Raw genomic sequence first — 18,716 nt, forward strand, 5'->3', positions numbered from 1 at the left:
GTCACAGATCCTTCTGGGAGGGGGAGGCCACCGGGGGCGGGGCCCAGGGGGCGCTCGGGACGACGAGTGGCGAACCTGTCACCGGGTCCGGGACGATCACCGCTTCCAGGCCGAAGACCTCGGCGACGAGCTCGGCGGTGACGACGTCCCCGGGCCGGCCCTCGGCGACGATCCGGCCCTCCTTCATGGCGACCAGACGGTCCGCGTACCGGGCGGCCTGGTTGAGGTCGTGGAGGACGGTGACGACGGTGCGGCCCCGGGTGCCGTCGGCCGAGGGGGAAGCCAACTGGCGTACCAGGTCGAGGACCTCCACCTGGTGCGCGATGTCGAGATACGTCGTCGGCTCGTCGAGCAGCAGCAGGTCCGTCTCCTGGGCCAGCGCCATCGCGATCCACACCCGCTGACGCTGACCGCCCGACAGCTCGTCCACCGACCGGTCGGCCAGCGCCGTGACGTCGGTACGGGCCATCGCGTCGGTCACCGCCCGCTCGTCCTCCTCCGACCACTGCTGCCACCAGCTCTGGTGCGGCTGGCGGCCCCGCGCGACCAGATCGGAGACGGTGATCGCCTCGGGCGCGACCGGGGTCTGCGGGAGCAGCCCGATGGACCGGGCGATCTGCTTCGTGGGAATCCGCGCCAGCTCCGTGCCGTCCAGCAGGACCGCCCCGCCGTGCGGCTTCAGCAGCCGGCCGAGCGCCCGCAGGGTGGTGGACTTGCCGCAGGCGTTCGGGCCGACGATGACGGTGACCTGCCCGTCGGGCACGGTGAGGTCCAGTTCGTGGACCACGGTGCGGTCCTCGTACGCGAGGGTCAGCGAGCGCGCGGCGAGCCTGCCGGTCCGCTGCGCCGTGTCGGTCGTCGGGCTCGGGCTCATGCGGTGCCTCCACTGCGGCCGCGGTGACCGCGGATGATCAGCCAGATCAGGTACGGGGCGCCGACCGCCGCCGTGAGGACGCCCACGGGCAGTTCGGTGGGCGAGAACAGCTTGCGGGCGAGCAGGTCGCCGAGGACGACGATCACCGCGCCCAGCAGCGCCGAGGACAGCAGCGGGATCTGCGCGGTCCGGGTCAGCCGGCGGGCGATCTGCGGGGCGAGCAGCGCCACGAAGTCCACCGGGCCCGCCGTGCCCGTCGCCACGGACGCCAGGACCACGCCGAGCGCGACCAGCCCGAGCCGTACGCGCCCCAGGCGCACGCCCAGCGCGGTGGCGGTGTCGTCGTCCATCGTGACGGTGCGCTGCGCGCGGGCCGCCCACGCGATGGCGGGCAGCAGGATCAGCAGCGCCCAGCCGATCGGGGCGGCCTCCGGCCAGCCGCGGCCGTTCAGCGAACCGGTCATCCAGATCTGCGCCTGCTGGGCGACGAGGTAGTCGCCCTTGGTCAGGAACAGCGTGGTCACCGACCGCAGCGCGATGGCGAAGCCGATGCCGATGAGCACGAAGCGGGTGGCGTGCAGGCCGCCGCGCCACGCGAAGACGTAGACGAGGGCCGCCGCCGCGATGCCGCCGGCGACGGAGAGGTAGGGCAGGACGGTGTACGAGGTGATGCCGAAGGTCATCGCGCCGACCGTGAGCGCGCTGGCGCCCTGGCTGATGCCGATGATGTCGGGGCTGGCCAGCGGGTTGCGGGCCACCGTCTGGATCAGCGCCCCGGCGATCCCGAACGCGGCGCCCACCAGCAGCCCGACGACCATGCGCGGCAGCCGCAGCGTGCCCACGACCAGCTCGGCCGAGGACGGCTGCCCGAGGATCACCTTCACGACCTCGCCGGGTGCGACGAAGCTCTCCCCGACGCAGAGGTAGCCGACGCAGACGGCGGCCAGCAGCACAACCAGGGCGATCGCCACGACGGAGGCCCGCCGGTGCAGCAGGAACCGGCCGCGCGGCCCGGCCCGCACGACGGAGTAGCCGGCGGGCCGGACCCGTACGGCCGTCGAGGTCTCGCTCATGCGGGCACCGCCTTCCGGCGTACGAGGGCGACCAGGAAAGGCACCCCGATCAGGGCCGTCATCACACCCGCCGGGACCTCGCCCGGCGGGAACACGATCCGGCCGACGACGTCCGAGACGAGCAGCATCACGGGCCCGATCAGCGCGGCCATGGGCAGCACCCAGCGGTGGTCGTTGCCGACGACGGCGCGGGCGATGTGCGGGACGGCGAGGCCGATGAACGCGATCGGCCCGGCGGCGGCGACCCCGACCCCGGTCAGCACGGTCGCCCCGAGGCCGCCGACGATCCGGACCGCCGCGACGTTCTGCCCGAGCCCCTTCGCCACGTCCTCGCCGAGCGCGAGCGCGTCCAGGCCTCGGGCGACGGAGAGCACGAGGGCCACGCCGAGGAGGAGGAACGGCCACACCTGCTGGACGACGTCCGACTCCCGCCCCGCGATCGAGCCCACCTGCCAGAAGCGGAACTCGTCCAGCGCGGCGGCGTTCGTCGTGAGGATCCCCACCGTCACCGACGCCAGCAGCGCGTTGATCGCCGCACCGCCGAGCGCGAGCTTCACCGGGGTCGCGCCGCCGCGCCCGCTGGAGGCGATGGCGTAGGCGCCGACCGAGGCGATCGCCGCGCCCCCGAAGGCGAACCACACATACCCGGTGAGCGTGTGGACCCCCGCGAACGCGATGGCCATCACCACCGCCACCGAGGCGCCCTGGCTGATGCCGAGGATGCCGGGGTCGGCGATGGGGTTACGGGTGATCCCCTGGAGCACCGTGCCCGCGAGGGCCAGTGCCGCGCCGACCATCAGCCCGATGAGGGTGCGCGGCACCCGCATCGAGCGGATCACCTCGGCGGCGTCGGAGTGCCCGCCGTGCAGCAGGACGTCGAACACCTCGCCCGGAGGGATGGAACGCGCCCCCACGGCGAGGCTCAGCAGGACCGCCAGCAGCAGGGCGAGCACGGCCGCGGCCACCGAGGCAGCGCGTCGGGAGAGGCGGGGCGTACGAGGTGGCGCGGCGGTCCGCACGGGCGCTGACGCTGACATTTCACCCAATCGGGACGGACGCGGACGTTATGGAACGGGAGGGGAAAGCTGGGGCGCGGAGCCAGGACGGTAAGGCTTGGCTAAGTGCGCACTTCAGTCTAGGCGGCTGGATTTCGAGCCCGACGGGGGCTTCGAGCCCAACGGGGGCTTTGGGGCCGACGGGGGCTTTGGGGCCGCCCCCGGCCGGTCGGCACAATGGCGGCATGTCTTCCATGGACCAGAACGCTCCCCGGCACCCGTTCGAGCGCGCACCTCAGCCCTCCTCCCGGCGCCCCTTGACGGTCGGCTTCGACCTCGACATGACGCTCGTCGACTCCCGGCCGGGCATCGCCGCAGCCTTCCGGGTCCTGTCCGCCGAGACGGGGGTGGAGATCGACGTCGACCTGGTGGTGAACCGGCTCGGCCCGCCGCTGGAGACGGAACTGGCGCACTGGTTCCCGGCCGACCGGGTGCCCGCCGTGGCGGACCGCTACCGGGAGCTCTACCCCGACCACGCGATAGCCCCGAGCACCGCCCTCGCCGGGGCGCGGGAGTCGGTGGCCGCGGTGCGGGCGCTCGGCGGCCGGGCGATCGTCGTCACGGCGAAGTACGAGCCGAACGCGAAGCTGCACCTGGCCCACCTCGGCATCGAGCCGGACACGGTGGTCGGCTGGCTGTGGGCGGAGGCCAAGGGCGAGGCGCTGCGCGAGCACGGCGCGCAGGTGTACGTCGGCGACCACACCGGGGACGTACGCGGGGCCCGGGCGGCCGGAGCGCTGTCGGTCGCCGTGACGACGGGCCCGTGCGACGCGGCGGAGCTGCGGACGGCGGGCGCGGATGTGGTGCTGGAGGACCTGACGGGCTTCCCGGCCTGGCTGGCGGCCTTCGAGGCGGACCGGGAGGCGTGACGCGGCGGGGTGTCAGGCGCGGTTCGCGGCCCGCTTCGGGGAGTTGATCCAGGCCGAGCGCACGACGCCCGCCCCGGCGATCAGGAACCCGACACCCATCAGCATGCAGACCGCGTACGCGATGGGAGGGAACGGGTCCGTGCCCAGGAAAAGTGGGGCGACTGTGACCAGAGTGGCCAGTGCGCCGACGAAAAAGACGATCGCGCCGACCTGAACCAGCCGGTCACCTGCGCCTGAAGGAGTAGTACTCACGCGACCAGGGTAGTTCCCAGCCCGGAGGAACTCTCCGGCGACGTCTTGTCACCGGCCCTGGGGCCATTAGCCTGGGACCGGGCGGGTCACGGTGACCCGCTGTACTGCTATCCGGAGCCGTTTTCCCTGGGAGACCGGGGAGACCGGCTCTTCCGCACACCGACGAGTACGAGGACGAGGACAGACGTGCCCACCGGCAAGGTCAAGTGGTTCAACAGCGAGAAGGGCTTCGGCTTTCTCTCCCGCGACGACGGCGGCGACGTCTTCGTCCACTCGTCGGTTCTCCCTGCCGGAGTCGACGCCCTCAAGCCCGGCCAGCGCGTGGAATTCGGCGTGGTCGCGGGCCAGCGCGGCGACCAGGCCCTTTCCGTGGTGGTCCTCGACCCCACCCCGTCCGTGGCGGCCGCGCAGCGCCGCAAGCCGGACGAGCTCGCGTCGATCGTGCAGGACCTGACGACGGTCCTGGAGAACATCACGCCGCAGCTGGAGCGGGGCCGCTACCCCGACAAGGCCTCCGGCGCGAAGATCGCGGGCCTGCTGAGGGCGGTCGCCGACCAGCTGGACGTATAAGCACAGGCGCCCCCGGGGGCTGAACAGCCACACCGCGTGAGCGGGATCTTCAGCCCCCGAGGCCCCTTCCCCACCCTGGACCCGGACGCCCGGGATCGGACCTGCTGAGTCCGGACGCCCGGGATCGGGTCTTCTGGACCCGGACGCCGGGGATACGGGTCTCCTGGGTCCGGACGCCCAGGGCCGGGCCTCCTGGGTCCGGACGCCCGGGGCCGGGTCTCGGCTAGAGCCCCGCCCTCCTGATCTCGCCCTCGGCCGGCAGAACGTCCGTGATCATTCCCCAGATCCGCTTCGCGTCGGTCCGGGCCAGACGTACCGGACTGCCGGGACCCACCTGTCCCTGCGCCACCGGTTCGGCGGGCAGCTCACGGTGCCAGTACCCCAGCGGTCCGCAGTCCCAGACGCCGAAGCCACGGGCCGTGACGCCGTCCTCGCCGCCGTCGCGGCCACGCCAGGCCGCCGTCAGCCGCCAGCTCGACCGCAGCTCGCCGATCATGTCCGCGAAGCGGACGAGCGCCGACCCCTCCAGATTCCCGGTCGACGCCAGGGCACGGCGGATGTGCTCCCGCTCCTGCTCCCCGGAGGCGTCGGCGGGGACGTCCGCCAGGCTTCCGATGCCCTCCTCCAACGTCTCCATCGTCGTTTCGACGAGAGCCGGACGCTCATCGGTCACACCGCCCGAGTGCTGGAGGCCCACCATGTTCGCGATGGCCCAGACCATCATCTTCGGCTCGACCAGCGCGTACTCGGCCTCTCGCTCGCCGGGCCAGGACTGGTGCGCCACCACGTGATCCTGGCCGATGATCAGCCCGTGGTTGAGGGTGCCCTGGCGGCCGGTGGATTCCAGGGAGACAACGACCACCGGGTCGATGAGCGTCTTCATCACGGGCACCAGCAGCACGGACAGGGTGTCGGCCCCGCTGAGCAGTCCGCACCGGCGCAGTTCCTCGCGGGCCGTGCCGTACCCCTCGGGAGCCGGCTGCCCGGTCGCCAGCTCGGTGAGAACGATGACGTGTTCGTCGGCGAGCCGGAAACGGGGCCGGGTGATGTCGTACGAAGGCATGAGGGCGGTCACTCGCTTACTGGTCGTCGGTCGTCAGTCATCGATCGTCAGTCATCGGTCATCGGTCATCGGTCATCGGACGGCGGGGTGCGTGGGCCGTGCCGGGCACGTCTCCCGGTTGCGTGTCGGTGTCGGTGTCGGTGTCGGCGTCGGAGTCGGTGTCGGTGTCGGCGGAGGCCGTCAGTACTGGCTCTCCGCGAAGAGCCGGGTGGACCTGCCCAGGGCCGACCGCACCGCCCCGCCGCGGGTCAGCGGGGCCCGGTCGACACCGGCGAACAGCGTGATGAGCGCGATGTCCGCGGCGACGGCCCGGCCCGTCGTCCGTACCGCCAGCCTGCGGCCGGAGCCGATCCCGGACTGCTTCGCCGTCAGGGAGACGCCGGGGTCCTCGTCGTCGGCCTCACGGACCAGCACGAACTGCTTCCGGTTCACCGCCCACAGCCGGTAGCGGTCGCCGCCGTACCTGAACCGCAGGGCGCGCGCCCGGTGCGTCAGACCGAAGCGGTCGCGCTCCAGCCGCACCAGGGCGTCGCCGACCCGCAGCGTCGCCCGGTTGAGCGTGGGAAGGTCAGCGGCTTCGGTGTGGATGCCGCGGGTCTCGAACGTCGCGGTGGGGATCGAGGGGCCGCGTACCTCGGAGACGATGCTGCCGGGGGTGGTCTTCCTCGGCAGCGGGGCGGTCAGGACGATGTCACCGAACTCCGGCACTGTGCCGCGGAATCCGGCGCGCCGCTCGTGGGTGCGGCCCTCCTTCCAGGACTCCAGGGTGAACGGGGCCGTGGTGCTGTGCATCGGTCTCCTTCAGTCGAACGGATTGAGGGCACTGCCCAGCTTCTTCGCCCCGTCGGTGATGCCGTCCTTGACGTCCGACGCCCGGTCGCCGACCCAGTCCCCGGCCTCCGAGAGGCCTTTGCCGATGGCCTCGTGGTTGTCCCAGATCAGCGCACCTCCATAGGCCAGCCCGGTGCCGACCGCCAGACCGAGTGTCACCGGGTTGGGCGCCACGGTCAGGGCGGTCATCGACGCGCTGAACGCGGTGCCGGTCAGGTCGGTCGCGAATTTCGACGGGTTCTCCTTGATCATGTCGGCGTCGTACGTCGCGAGGTTGGCGATGCCGTACGCGGTGGACGCGACACCGCCGACCACGCCGGCGCCGCGTATCCAGCCGGCCGCCTTCGCGGCGTTCGCCAAGCCGCCCTGCGAGGCCACCCGGGCCAGGTTGGCCTCGGACGCCGTGGGCATGAAGAAGGAACCGTTGCGCATGAAGCCGCCCAGCATCGCGGCCTCGTCCGACCCCGTCAGCGCCGTGACCATGCCCGGGGGGACGCGGCTGAGCATGCTTCCGGGCACCGCGCCCGCGAGACGCGTGTTGACGACGCGGCTGATGAGCGTGCCGGGCGCGTGGGTCTCCGCGCCCTTCAGCGCCTTGACCAACTTGTAGGAGTACAGACCGGACGCCGTGAGGGCGCCGGCGAACGCGCCCACCGTGATGGCGCCGTTCGACACCTGCGACACCAGCTTCGCCAGCTCGGCGTTGCCGGTCAGACGTGTCATCCCGTCGCGTTGCAGGCGCTTGATGTAGTCGTCGAGGGTCTCGTTGTCCCGCTTCTCCAGCCATGCCAGGTCGAGGCGGTCCTGCTTCTGCTGCCCGTCGGCCTTCGCCACCGCTTCGGCACCGCCGTTGAAGCCGGTGCCGGGTGTCGCGTCGTTCTTGCCGCCCTTGCCGTCCTTGACCACCGCCTCCAGATCCTTCTTGAGGTCGGTGTCGGCGTCGTCGACGGCCTTGACACAGGCTTTGATGTGGTCGGCCCAGGACTGTTCGCTCTCGCGGATACTCGCCGCGTAGTCGGGATCGTTGCGGGTCGCGGCGCGCTCCCCCTCGGTGAGCGTGGTGTAGTCGAACGCGACGTTGCCCTGTTCCGAGACCTTCATGCCCGCCCGGATCGCGTCGGCGCGAGCGGTCTTCAGCTGCTTCACGAGTTCGACGAACTGCGTGTGGGCGTTGCGCAGAAGGGTGGCGGTGGCCTTCGCCTGGATCTGCGCGGCCTGGTACTCGTAGCGCGTCGCGGTGAACTTGATCTGCGCCCGCGCGGAACTCTCGCCGAGCCAGGAGTCGTCCAGGGTGATCTTCTGCACGCTGTCGCGGTAGCGCTTCTCGACCTTGCCGAACTCCGTGGCCGTTTCGTCCCACTTGTCGGCGGCGGAGTTCAGCCCGCCGAGGTCGGTGGTCATGATCTCGTAGTACGTCAGCATGCTGGTTCGTCCCCCGGAAGGCATGGGCGCGTCACGTGGTGTGGAAACTCGTCCGTGTCAGTACGAGTTGAGGCTCGACGGGATGCTGCTGATGCTCGTACCGCGGTCGACGTCCGTGGTGACGAGGATGCTCGCCGCCGAACCGAGCGCGCTCTTCTCCGAGTTCAGGCGTCCCAGGAGTGTCTTGACCTGGCTCTCCCAGGTGGTGTGTACCTTCTTCAGCCCCGAACCCGTCGCCCAGCCGGAGAACGCGCTGATCGCGGTGGTCATCGACTCGTCGGGCCGGTTGCCCGCCTTCTTGGTGTCGGGCTGGAGCTCCGTCGCGATGGTGCCCGCCGCGGCGCGCTTCTGGGCCGGTGTCGACGCCAGGTCGGGGCGGCTGCCCGGAGCCTGCGGAGAGGGACCGCGGTCCTCTTCGGGGATCCCGTTGAGCCGCATGGACGTCGACGTTCCGTCGCCGTGCTCGTCGATCGGCCCGACTCCGGCTTGTCCCCATCCCATCCCGGTGCCCCCATGGTGCGTCGTTGTACGTCATGCGTCGGGTGCCAGAGTCTATGTTCGACGACGAGTTCAGGCCACGGCCGTTCGGCGATCAGTTCGACATGTGGACGATGTGACGATGTGGCCGTGCGGCGACGCGTGTGCGGGAATCAGCCGGCAGGGGGAAACGCCAGCGCGTCCGGGCCCAGCGGCGGTACCAGTCCCTCGGCCGCCGCGCGGGTCAGCAGGCCGCGGATCGCCGCGTAGCCGTCCTCGCCGAGGTCGGCGGTGAACTCGTTCACGTACAGCCCGATGTGCTGGTCCGCCACGGCCGGGTCCATCTCCTGGGCGTGCTCCAGGACGTAGGGCCGGGAGACCTCCGGGTGGTCCCAGGCCAGCCGGACCGAGCTGCGGATCGTGTCGGCCAGGCGTCGCAGGGTCTCCTCGCCGAGGGAGCGTTTGGCGATGATCGCGCCGAGGGGGATCGGGAGTCCCGTGGTGTCCTCCCAGTGCCGGCCCATGTCGGCGAGGTTGTGCAGACCGAAGTTCCGGTACGTGAAACGGGCCTCGTGGATGACCAGGCCGGCGTCGACCTTGCCGTCCCGTACGGCGGGCATGATCTCGTCGAACGGCATCACCACGACCTCGCCGACGCCGCCCGGCACCATCTCGGCCGCCCAGAGCCGGAACAGCAGGTACGCCGTCGAGCGCTCGCTCGGCACGGCGACGGTCCGGCCGGTCAGGTCGAGGCCCAGCTCCTTGGTGAGGACCAGCGGACCGCAGCCCCGGCCCAGCGCCCCGCCGCACGGCAGCAGCGCGTAGTCGTCGAGCACCCACGGCAGCACGGCGTAGGACACCTTCAGGACGTCCAGCTCACCGCGCTCGGCCATGCCGTTGGTGACGTCGATGTCGGCGAAGGTCACGGCGGGCGCGGGCGCGCCGGGGACCCTGCCGTGCGCCCAGGCGTCGAAGACGAAGGTGTCGTTGGGGCAGGGGGAGAAGGCGATCTCGATCGGGTCCGGGTTCGCTTCAGTGGTCATGCCGGTTCCAACCTTCCAGTACGAGTGCGCTCTTCCCGAACGCGTCCGTGAGCGCCGCCAGCGCGTCGCCGATGCGCCAGGCGTCCCGGTCACGGGGGCCCACGGCGTTCGACACGGCCCGCAGCTCCAGTGCGGGCACATCGGCCCGGGCCGCGGCCTCCGCGACCCCGAAGCCCTCCATCGCCTCGGCCAGCGCCCCCGGGTGCGCGGCGAGGAGGTCCCCGGCGCGTTCGGCGGTGCCGGTCACGGTGGAGACGGTGAGCACGGGCCCCGCGGCGCCGCCCGTCGCGGCAGCCACCCGCCGTACGAGCGCGGGCGGCGGGGCGAAGCGGTCCCGGCCGAAGCCGAGCGCGGTGACCGGCAGGAAACCGCCCGGGGTGTCGGCGCCCAGGTCGGCGGCCACGATGCCGCTCGCCACCACCAGCGAGCCGAGCGGCGTCAACGGGGTGAACGCCCCGCCGATCCCGGCGGAGACGACGAGCCCGTACGGCGCGGACGCCGACGCCAGCGCGAAGGCGGTGGCCGCCGCGGCGGCGGCCGGGCCCGCACCGCCCGCCAGGACGTCGAACGCACCGGCGCGGTGCAGCTCGCCCCCCGGCAGCGCCACGGTCTCCGGCGTGCCCCCGAACGCACGCGTGACCGCGTCCCGTTCCACGGGGACAGCGGTCACGACCAGCACACGCACGGATACAGCCTCAGGGTCGAGGACGGGGAAAGGTCGCTCTCGGTCGAGCGGGTCAGTCCTTCTTGAGCTCGAACTGCCAGATGCCCGTGAGCTTCTTGCCCTTGGTCTCCACGATGGAGATGTTCGTCTTCTCGGACGGCTTGCCCATCTGGCTGGCGAAGAAGGCGCTGCCGGGGATCGTCCGGTAGGTCTTCTCGTACGGCTCCTGCTCGGCCTGCTGGCCGTTGATGAAGAGCGTCCAGCCGTTCTCGGCGATCTCGGGGTCGACGCCGAAGCGGACCTTGTCGTCCATGGAGACCTTGATGGTCTTCTCGGCCTTCTTGTTCAGGCAGCCCTGGATCAGGGACTCCTTGATCGCATCGCCGTCGTTGTAGCAGGCGGCCTCGCTGTTCACCGAGTCGCTGCCGACCGTCACGGTGGCGAGCGGCGTCGGCTTGTCGCAGGCGGACAGGACAAGGAGTCCCGCGGACACGGCACCAAGAGCGACGCCGATTCGACGGCCCTTACCGGAGAAGAACGCAACGGTCATGGGCCGAAGGCTATCGGTCGCCTCCGCTCATGCCGCGCGGGGGTGCGGCGTGCCGCGCCGCGCGGTGCCCAGGAGGCCCCGTACGGACGTGGCCGCGCCGAGCGCGAGAATGCCCGCGGCGACCGACATCCCGAGCACCGCGTTGAGCGGCAGGGCGATGCCGATGCCGCCGCCGGCCACCCACGCCATCTGGAGCAACGTCTCGGACCGGGCGAACGCGGAGGTGCGGACCTCCTCGGGCACGTCCCGCTGGATCATCGCGTCGAGCGACAGCTTGGACAGGGCCTGGGTGAACCCGGCGACCGCGCCGAGCGCGGCGACCAGCACGGTGGAGAAGAAGACCGCGGTCAGGACCGCCACGCTCAGCGCGAGCCCCAGCACCGTCGCGATGATGACCTCGGGGCCGCGCGCCCGGAGCCAGGAGCCCACCGCCGTGCCGCAGGCGTTGCCGACGCCCGCCGCCACGCCGACGATGCCGAGCGAGACGGCCGCGCTCTGCCCGGCCAGCGGGTGCTCCCGCAGCAGGAACGCCAGGAAGAAGATGAGGAAGCCGGAGAGGGCCCGGTGCGCGGCGTTGGCCTGGAGCCCGTGCAGGACGGACCCGCCGACGGACCGCAGACCCGGCGGCCGTTCCCTGGCCGGCTTCTCCCCGTTGCCGCGCCCGCGGAGGCCGGCGCGGGTGCTGCCCTTGCCGGGGGCGGGCCCCGGCACGGCCTCCTCGTGGTGCGGGTCGATCAGCCGCGCCCGGCGCTCGCCCTTCGCGGAGTCGACCTTGGGCGGCAGGGTGAAGGCGAGGAAGGTGCCCGCGACGAAGATCGCGCAGGCGCCGTAGAGCGGCCAGGCCGAGCCGATGGTCTGGAGGCCGGCCCCGATCGGGGCCGCCACCCCGGTGGCCAGCAGCCCGGCCAGGGTGACCCGGGAATTGGCCTTCACCAGGGAAAACTTGGGTGGCAGCAGGCGTGGCACGACCGCGCTGCGCACCACGCCGTACGCCTTCGAGGAGACCAGGACGCCCAGCGCGGCCGGATACAGCTCCAGGCCTCCCGTGGCGACCGCGCCCGACATGGTGATCGCCAGCAGCGCACGGGCCAGCATCGCGCCCGCCATCGCGGCGCGGCGGCCGTGCGGCAGCCGGTCCAGGAGCGGGCCGATCACCGGGGCGAGGAGGGTGAAGGGAGCCATGGTGATGGCGAGATAGAGGGCCACCCTGCCCCGCGCCTCGTCCGTGGGCACCGAGAAGAAGACCGTGGAGGCGAGGGCGACCGTGATCATGACATCGCCCGCGCCGTTCACCGCGTGCAGTTCGATCAGTTTTCCGAGGCCGGATTCGCCCGCGCCGTGGGCGTGCGTCGCCCTGCGGATACCGCGCGCCGTGCCGGTGAACGGGGCGCGCAGGGCACGGCCCGTCGCCCGTCCCGCCCTGCGGAGCGGGCCGGGACCGTCGTGCGACCTGGCGGCAGTCACCCCGTCATAGTGCCCCAACCCTGGCCGGTATGAACGGTGATCGGCCACGGACGCGCGCATGACGTCCTGTCGGGCGAGCCCGCCGGCACCGTCCGGGGCCCCGCCGCCACCCCCGTCCGCTCGGCGTCGGCGGTCACCCGGGCGGGAACGGATACGGCACGTTTGGGACGGGCAGGTGGGCGCGGAGCGGCGGAGAGGGTAGCGTGCGTAACGCGCCACCGGCGGTTGTTCTTGGCCGCGCGCCTCTCGGCGATCCCGCAGAATGGGTGGCAGAAGGCGCGCCCGAGGCAGGCACAACGGGTGTGGACGTCGACGCGGCCCCCAGGTCCGCTCCGCCCGCACTTGTCTGGCCGAAACGGCAATCGTGCAGCAGCTGGCGCGCTCGTGAGACTGGCGTATGGAGAGAAGCGAAGACCTGTGAGTGCTGCGACGACGACGCGAAGCCGTACGGCCCGGACCCCCGTTCCCGACCGCCTGTGTGCCGAGGCGGTGGACCTCGCGCGCGCGGCTGCGGAGGAGGCCGCCGCGCCCGGTGTGATCGGTGAGCACATCGGCCTGGTCTCCGAGGGGGACCGGGTCGTCACCCACTACTTCGAGGCCAGGGAGCCCGGGTACCGGGGCTGGCGCTGGGCGGTGACGGTGGCGCGGGCCTCCCGCGCGAAGAACGTCACCCTGGACGAGACGGTGCTGCTGCCGGGGGACGACGCGCTCCTGGCGCCGGAGTGGGTGCCGTGGAGCGAGCGGCTGCGCCCCGGCGACATGGGCCCCGGCGACCTGCTGCCCACCGAGGCGGAGGACCTGCGGCTGGAGCCCGGCTGGACCGGCGAGGACGAGCCGCCGCCGAACTCCGTGGTCTCCGAGGAGCTGGCGCAGCTGGCCGACTCCGAGGACGCGGAGCTGACGGACCGGCCGGTGGCCGCCACCAGCCGGGGGTCCATCGCCGCGGTCGCGGAGGAGCTGGGTACGCGCCGGGCGCGGGTGCTGTCCCGGTACGGTCTGTACGCGGCGGCCGACCGCTGGGACGAGGCGTTCGGCCCGAAGACGCCGATGGCCCAGGCGGCCCCGGCGACGTGCGTCAGCTGCGCGTTCCTGATCCCGATGGCGGGCTCCCTGAAACAGGCCTTCGGGGTGTGCGCGAACGAGTTCGGCCCGGCGGACGGGCATGTGGTGTCGCTGGCGTACGGCTGCGGCGGGCACTCGGAGGCCGCGGTGATGCCGGTGCCGCCGAAACCGGCTCCGCACGCGATGGACACGATGCGGGTGGACACGTATGCGCTGCGGCCGGAGCGGGACGGGGGCTCCGTGCCGGACGAGGCGGACGGGGCGTCCGAGGGCCTCGGCCACTCCTGACGCTCCTGCCCGCTGTGGGGTCCGGGCTCGCGGTGCCCGGGCATCGCGGGGCGCCCCTCCTGCCTCGGAGCCCGTTCGGCGGCCTTTGCGGCCCTTCAGGCATATTTCCGGCCAGTACGGCACCTTTGCAGCACTTCCGGCGCCTTTCAGCCCGTCCTGCGCTCTTTCCAGCCGGTCCGGCGTTTGAGGACGGAACCCTCGTCCGGGTGGGCGGCTTCCAGAACAGGTGCCTGGCGCGCAGGGCCCTGCAGAGGTTCGCGACACCGCGTCGACGGGTCCGTCCTCAAACGCCGGACGGGCTGGGAACGCCGGGCTTGCCGGTCGCCGGGAGGGCGCCGGGCGGGGTGGGCCGGCCGGGCTCGGCGGTACGGCGGAGGCGGCGCGCGCGGTACCTTCGGGCGCACACTGGGCCGCACAGGCATACGCGCCCACCCACCCAGCGGACGGAGTCGAGAGCGTGAGCATGAAGGCGACCGAGGGGGCCGATCCGTTCGGGACGGCACGGCTGCGGCGCGGCGTGCTCGACGCCTGGGGTGCCGGGCCCGCCCGGTTCCGGGAGGACGCCAACGCCGAGGAGGACCTCGCGCTCGGCGGCTACCGCGACCGCCTCGTCGTCGAGCTGGCCCAGAACGCCGCCGACGCCGCCGCCCGCGCCCGCGTCCCCGGCAGGCTCCGCCTCACCCTGCACCCCGCGGCCCCCGGCGACCCGGACGACCGCTGCGTGCTGGCCGCCGCGAACACCGGCGCGCCGCTCGACGCCACCGGTGTGGAGTCCCTGAGCACCCTGCGGGCCTCCGCCAAGCGCGAGGGCCACGAGTCCTCCGTCGGCCGCTTCGGCGTCGGGTTCGCCGCCGTCCTCGCGGTCAGCGACGAGCCCGCCGTGCTCGGCCTCCACGGCGGTGTGCGCTGGTCCCTGGCCGAGGCGCGCGAACTGGCCCGCCAGGCGGCCGTCGGCAGCCCCGGCCTCGGGGACGAGCTGCGCCGCCGCGACGGACACGTACCGCTGCTGCGCCTGCCGCTGCCCGCCGAGGGCTCCGCGCCCGAGGGGTACGACACCGTCGTCGTGCTGCCGCTGCGCGACGGCACCGCCGAGGACCTGGTGGCCCGGCTGCTGGCCGCCGTGGACGACGCGCTGCTGCTCACCCTGCCCGGCCTGGACGAGGTCGTCATCGAGACCCCGGACGGGACGCGGACCCTGAGCCGTTCGGCCCACGGCCCGTACACGCACATCGACGACTCCGCACGCGGTCTGGGCCGCTGGCGCACCGTGCTCCACCACGGGCCCATCGAGCCCGCCCTGCTCGCCGACCGCCCGGTCGAGGAGCGGCTGCGCCCGCACTGGTCGGTGACCTGGGCGGTCCCGGTCGACGGGACGGGCGCCCCGCTCCACCCCCGTACCGCCCCCGTCGTGCACGCCCCGACGCCCACCGACGAACCGCTCGGCATCCCCGCCCTGCTCATCGCCTCCCTCCCGCTGGACACCGCCCGCAGGCACCCCGCGCCGGGGCCGCTGACCGACTTCCTGGTGGAGCGGGCGGCCGACGCGTACGCGGAGCTGCTGGGCTCCTGGCGGCCCGTGTCGACCGGGACCATCGACCTGGTGCCGGGGCCGCTGGGCAAGGGCGGCCTGGACGGGGCCCTGCGCGGGGCGATCCTGGCCCGGCTGCCCCGGGTCGCGTTCCTGGAGCCCGCCGCGCCCCGGGACCCCGAGGCCGGGCAGAGCTGGGCGGACGACGACTGGGACCGCGAGGACCGGGACGTCGCCACCGACGCCCCCGACACCGGCGCCCTGCGGCCCGTGGAGGCCGAGGTCGTCGAGGGCGTCGGGGCCGAAACCGTACGGGTCCTCGCCGAGGTGCTGCCCTGTCTGCTGCCCGCGGGCCTGGAGCGGCGCACCGAGCTGCGCACCCTCGGCGTCGCCCGCGTCCCCCTGACCGAGGCCATCGACCGCCTCGCCGGTCTGGAGCGCGACCCCGCCTGGTGGCACCGGCTCTACGACAGCCTCGCCGGCACCGACCCGGACCGGCTCACCGGCCTCCCGGTCCCGCTCGCCGGTGATCCGGACGCCGAGCGGGCGGGCCGCCCGCCGCGCACCACGATCGGACCGCGCCAGGTCCTGCTGCCGCTTCCGGACGCGCTCACCGGCCCCGTCCTCGCCCGGCTCTCCCGCCTCGGCCTCAAGGTCGCCCACCCGGACGCCGCGCACCCGCTGCTGGAGAAGCTCGGGGCCCTGCCCGCCACACCGCGCGCCGTGCTGAGGACCCCTCAGGTCCGGGCGGCCGTCGCCGGTTCGCTGGAGGCGGGGGAGATCTGGGACGAGGACGCGCTCGACGGCGACGAGCTGGCCGAGACCGTGCTCACCCTCGTCCGGGACGCCGAGCTGGCCCCCGGCGACGAGCCCTGGCTCGGCGCGCTCGCGCTCCCCGACGAGGACGGCGAACCGGCCCCGGCGGGTGAACTCGTCCTGCCCGGGAGCGCGTTCGCGCAGATCATGCGCGAGGGGGAACTCGCCCTCACCGAACAGGAGTTGGCCGACCGCTGGGGCGAAGGCCCGCTCACCGCCTGCGGGGTGCTCGCCACCTTCGCCCTCGTACGGGCCACCGACGTCGTCCTTGACCCGGACGAACTGGAGCCCTGCGACAGCGACTTCGCCGAACCCGACGACGCCGGGCTGCTGGACGCGGTGGACGTCTGGTGCGAGGACCTCCTCGACCAGCTGCCGGAGACCCCCGTGCCGCCCGTCGCCACCGAGATCGTCGCCGTACGGGATCTGGACCTGGTCGACGACGACGCCTGGCCGCAGGCGCTCGCGATGCTGGCGAAGCCGCCGCTGCGCGACGCGCTGACGCAGCCGGTGCGGGTGCTGCTGCCGGACGGGACGACGCAGTCCGTGCGCCCGTACACCGCGTGGTGGCTGCGGGACCACCCCGTGCTGGACGGCCGCCGCCCGGCCGGACTGCGCGCGGCCGGCGGCGACCCCCGGCTGGCCGGGCTGTACGACGCGGTGGACGCGACCGGCTTCGACGACGCCCAGGTGCTGCGGGCCCTCGGGGTGCGCACCTCGGTGGCGGCCCTCCTGGACGAGCCGGGCGGCGCGGCCGAACTGCTGGGCCGGCTCGCCGACGAGGACCGCCCCGTCACCCCCGTACAACTGCACGCGCTCTACACGGCGCTGGCCGAACTGGACCCGGACCGGGTGACGTTGCCGGACGAGCTGCGCGCGGTGGTGGACGGGGACGTGGCGGTGGTCGACGCGGCGGACGCCGTGATCGCGGACGCCCCGGACGTGCTGCCGCTGACGGAGGGCCTGCCCCTGCTCCCCGTAGCCCCGTCCCGCGCCGCCGAGCTGGCCGAGCTGCTCCAGGTGCGGCGGCTCGGGGAGACGATCGAGGCCGGCGTGACGAGCGAGGGCGAGGAACACCGCGTACCGGAGCCGGTCCGCGTCCTGCTCGGTTCCGGCACCCCGGACACGTACGTCGAGCACACCGAACTCCGTGCGGGCGGCGTCGAACTGGACTGGCGCCGCACCCCGGACGGCGTCGTCCACGCCGCGACCCTGGAGGGCGTGGCGGCCGGCCTGGCCTGGGCGGCGGGTCAGTGGCCCCGCCGCTTCGAGGTCGCGGCCCTGCTGGAGGACCCGTCCCGGACGAAGGAGCTGGCCCGGGACCGCTGGTTCGACTGACCGGCCGGAACGGCGGCCGGGTGAGGTGAGGGCGGCGCCGCCCCGGCAGCCGCCCTCACCTCACTGTCCCGATGTCACTGTCCCGATGTCACTGTCCCGATGTCACTGTCCCGATGTCACTGTCCCGATGTCACTGTCCGGATGTCACCGTCCGGATGTCACTGTCCGGTGGTGATCACTTCACTTCGACGTAGTCCGCTGCCGAGGAGGTCGCCGTGGCGGCGGGGTCGCGGCGAAGGCCCAGCGCCAGTCACCGTTCTTCCACGCCCTGAGCGTCGTCGTGACGGACCCGTCGGCGCCGCTGGTGTGACCGGCTCGGGTGTGCGGTCGCTCCGCGGGCCGCCTGCCGTTTCCGTCCGGTATGACCTGTTCTGTGTGTGTCATCGAGTCAGGTCCTCGCACCCCGCAGGCCGGTAAATCTCCTCCGGCCGTCTGAGATATTCCCAGGAAATTCACGCATTCATACAACCGTTTACATCGTTCGGCTATCTGTTCCTGTGAGTCAGCAGACTCATCGACCACATGGGACCTGGTGGCCGCAGTTGACGCGCCCCAGGCTCCCTTCCTCCACTTGGGGACACATGCGTATTCGTGCCACCGTGGCCGCCGTTACCGGCGCCCTGGCCCTTTCCGCTCTCGCAGTACCGGCCGTCCAGGCCGACGAGAAGCCCGACGCCGGTCTGAGCGTGCCGTCCGGCGCCGACGTCTTCGCCTCCGAGCCCGGCGCGCCCGCCGCCGAGGCCCGCGCCGCCAAGGCGGCCGAGACGCCCGTCATCAAGAAGGTCGTCGTCAACGGCGGCGAGGACATCGTGGTTGGCACGCAGTCCAAGAAGAAGTTCACCATCGCGGTCACCGCCTCGTCGCCGTCCGGCATCGCCGACGCGGACGCCTACCTGTGGCACGGTCACATCGACGAGGTCGACGGTTTCCTCGGCACCACGCAGTCGGCCACGTGCAAGGTCTCGGCCGACCCGACCACCTCCACGTGCACCGTCTCGATCACGGTCGACCCGCGATCCGACGACCTCTACACGAGCAGCCTCGCCGGCACCTGGAAGGTCGCCGTCGGAGCGCTCGCGGACACCGGCAGCGACTATGACTTCATCTGGAACGACACCCAGGCCAAGACACGTGTCCAGCGCTTCTCCAAGCTGACCGTCAACGCCTCCCCGGAGCCCGTGAAGAAGGGCAAGACCATCACGGTCACCGGCAAGCTGACGCGCGCCAACTGGGACACCAACACGTACAAGGGCTACACCAAGCAGCCTGTGAAGCTCCAGTTCAAGAAGAAGGGCGCCAAGAGCTACACGACGGTCAAGACCGTCAGGACGAGCTCGACCGGCACCCTCAAGACCACTGTCAAGGCCTCGGCCGACGGCTACTGGCGCTACAGCTTCGGCGGTACGTCCACCACCCCGGCCGTCTCGGCCAAGGGCGACTTCCTCGACGTGAAGTAGGGCCGGCAGCAGCCGGAACA

17 protein-coding genes are annotated in these 18,716 nt (G+C 72.7%); 5 read left to right on the forward strand and 12 right to left on the reverse strand.

The features are described 5' to 3' along the window. Nucleotide 1: 1 nt before the first annotated feature. The 3 genes from PSQ21_RS19735 to PSQ21_RS19745 are packed head-to-tail and all read right to left on the reverse strand — an operon-like array spanning nt 2 to nt 2,984. Nucleotides 2-874 (reverse strand): ABC transporter ATP-binding protein, encoded by an 873-nt coding sequence (locus PSQ21_RS19735; RefSeq protein ID WP_274031948.1) that lies wholly within the window; start codon nt 872-874, stop codon nt 2-4. Continuing rightward, nucleotides 871-1,947, reverse strand: coding sequence for a FecCD family ABC transporter permease (locus PSQ21_RS19740; protein WP_274031949.1), 1,077 nt, complete (start codon nt 1,945-1,947; stop codon nt 871-873). The genes PSQ21_RS19735 and PSQ21_RS19740 overlap by 4 nt, the downstream gene beginning before the upstream one ends. Then, entirely contained in the window at nt 1,944-2,984 is a 1,041-nt protein-coding gene (locus PSQ21_RS19745; RefSeq protein ID WP_274031950.1) for a FecCD family ABC transporter permease, read from the reverse strand. Before PSQ21_RS19745 ends, PSQ21_RS19740 begins: the two co-directional genes overlap by 4 nt. Nucleotides 2,985-3,196: 212 nt before the next feature. On the opposite strand from PSQ21_RS19745, the gene PSQ21_RS19750 reads away from it, so the two are divergent. Further along, nucleotides 3,197-3,871 (forward strand): HAD family hydrolase, encoded by a 675-nt coding sequence (locus PSQ21_RS19750; protein WP_274035846.1) that lies wholly within the window; start codon nt 3,197-3,199, stop codon nt 3,869-3,871. Nucleotides 3,872-3,883: 12 nt separating this feature from the next. Here PSQ21_RS19750 and PSQ21_RS19755 read toward each other — a convergent pair whose 3' ends face one another. Then, on the reverse strand, nt 3,884-4,123 hold the full coding sequence (locus PSQ21_RS19755; protein ID WP_097868492.1) for a hypothetical protein: 240 nt from the start codon (nt 4,121-4,123) through the stop codon (nt 3,884-3,886). Nucleotides 4,124-4,309: 186 nt separating this feature from the next. Between PSQ21_RS19755 and PSQ21_RS19760 the strand changes: the two genes are divergently transcribed. Next, nucleotides 4,310-4,693, forward strand: a complete 384-nt coding sequence (locus PSQ21_RS19760; protein WP_015610403.1) for a cold-shock protein — start codon at nt 4,310-4,312, stop codon at nt 4,691-4,693. 223 nt (nt 4,694-4,916) lie between these two features. On the opposite strand, the gene PSQ21_RS19765 is transcribed toward PSQ21_RS19760, so the two are convergent. The 8 genes from PSQ21_RS19765 to PSQ21_RS19800 all read right to left on the reverse strand — a co-directional run bounded on the left by PSQ21_RS19765 (nt 4,917) and on the right by PSQ21_RS19800 (nt 12,207). Further along, nucleotides 4,917-5,756 (reverse strand): histidine kinase, encoded by an 840-nt coding sequence (locus PSQ21_RS19765; RefSeq protein ID WP_274031951.1) that lies wholly within the window; start codon nt 5,754-5,756, stop codon nt 4,917-4,919. A 180-nt stretch (nt 5,757-5,936) separates the two neighbouring features. Then, nucleotides 5,937-6,548 carry a hypothetical protein gene (locus tag PSQ21_RS19770; RefSeq protein WP_274031952.1) on the reverse strand — a complete coding sequence of 204 codons (612 nt, stop codon included), beginning with the start codon at nt 6,546-6,548 and terminating at the stop codon, nt 5,937-5,939. 9 nt (nt 6,549-6,557) lie between these two features. Beyond that, nucleotides 6,558-8,009 (reverse strand): hypothetical protein, encoded by a 1,452-nt coding sequence (locus tag PSQ21_RS19775; RefSeq protein ID WP_274031953.1) that lies wholly within the window; start codon nt 8,007-8,009, stop codon nt 6,558-6,560. A 57-nt stretch (nt 8,010-8,066) separates the two neighbouring features. Next, nucleotides 8,067-8,510, reverse strand: coding sequence for a hypothetical protein (locus PSQ21_RS19780; protein ID WP_274031954.1), 444 nt, complete (start codon nt 8,508-8,510; stop codon nt 8,067-8,069). Between the two features lie 149 nt (nt 8,511-8,659). After that, the gene (locus PSQ21_RS19785; protein ID WP_274031955.1) at nt 8,660-9,529 is read right to left on the reverse strand and encodes a 1,4-dihydroxy-6-naphthoate synthase; all 870 of its coding nucleotides are present in this window, start codon (nt 9,527-9,529) and stop codon (nt 8,660-8,662) included. Beyond that, entirely contained in the window at nt 9,519-10,214 is a 696-nt protein-coding gene (locus tag PSQ21_RS19790; RefSeq protein WP_274031956.1) for a futalosine hydrolase, read from the reverse strand. The genes PSQ21_RS19785 and PSQ21_RS19790 overlap by 11 nt, the downstream gene beginning before the upstream one ends. A 52-nt stretch (nt 10,215-10,266) precedes the next feature. Further along, entirely contained in the window at nt 10,267-10,743 is a 477-nt protein-coding gene (locus PSQ21_RS19795) for a DUF2771 domain-containing protein (protein ID WP_274031957.1), read from the reverse strand. Between the two features lie 27 nt (nt 10,744-10,770). Further along, nucleotides 10,771-12,207 (reverse strand): MFS transporter, encoded by a 1,437-nt coding sequence (locus PSQ21_RS19800; protein WP_274031958.1) that lies wholly within the window; start codon nt 12,205-12,207, stop codon nt 10,771-10,773. 474 nt (nt 12,208-12,681) lie between these two features. Here PSQ21_RS19800 and PSQ21_RS19805 point away from each other — a divergent pair, with 474 nt between their 5' ends. The 3 genes from PSQ21_RS19805 to PSQ21_RS19815 all read left to right on the forward strand — a co-directional run bounded on the left by PSQ21_RS19805 (nt 12,682) and on the right by PSQ21_RS19815 (nt 18,696). After that, entirely contained in the window at nt 12,682-13,557 is an 876-nt protein-coding gene (locus PSQ21_RS19805) for a DUF3027 domain-containing protein (RefSeq protein ID WP_397990227.1), read from the forward strand. A 463-nt stretch (nt 13,558-14,020) separates the two neighbouring features. After that, complete coding sequence (locus tag PSQ21_RS19810; RefSeq protein WP_274035849.1) at nt 14,021-17,239, forward strand: sacsin N-terminal ATP-binding-like domain-containing protein; 3,219 nt, start codon at nt 14,021-14,023, stop codon at nt 17,237-17,239. Nucleotides 17,240-17,820: 581 nt separating this feature from the next. After that, the gene (locus tag PSQ21_RS19815) at nt 17,821-18,696 is read left to right on the forward strand and encodes a calcium-binding protein (RefSeq protein ID WP_274031960.1); all 876 of its coding nucleotides are present in this window, start codon (nt 17,821-17,823) and stop codon (nt 18,694-18,696) included. Nucleotides 18,697-18,716: the final 20 nt, after the last annotated feature.

This window comes from Streptomyces sp. MMBL 11-1 (genome assembly GCF_028622875.1).
In the GTDB taxonomy this organism is placed as follows: domain Bacteria; phylum Actinomycetota; class Actinomycetes; order Streptomycetales; family Streptomycetaceae; genus Streptomyces.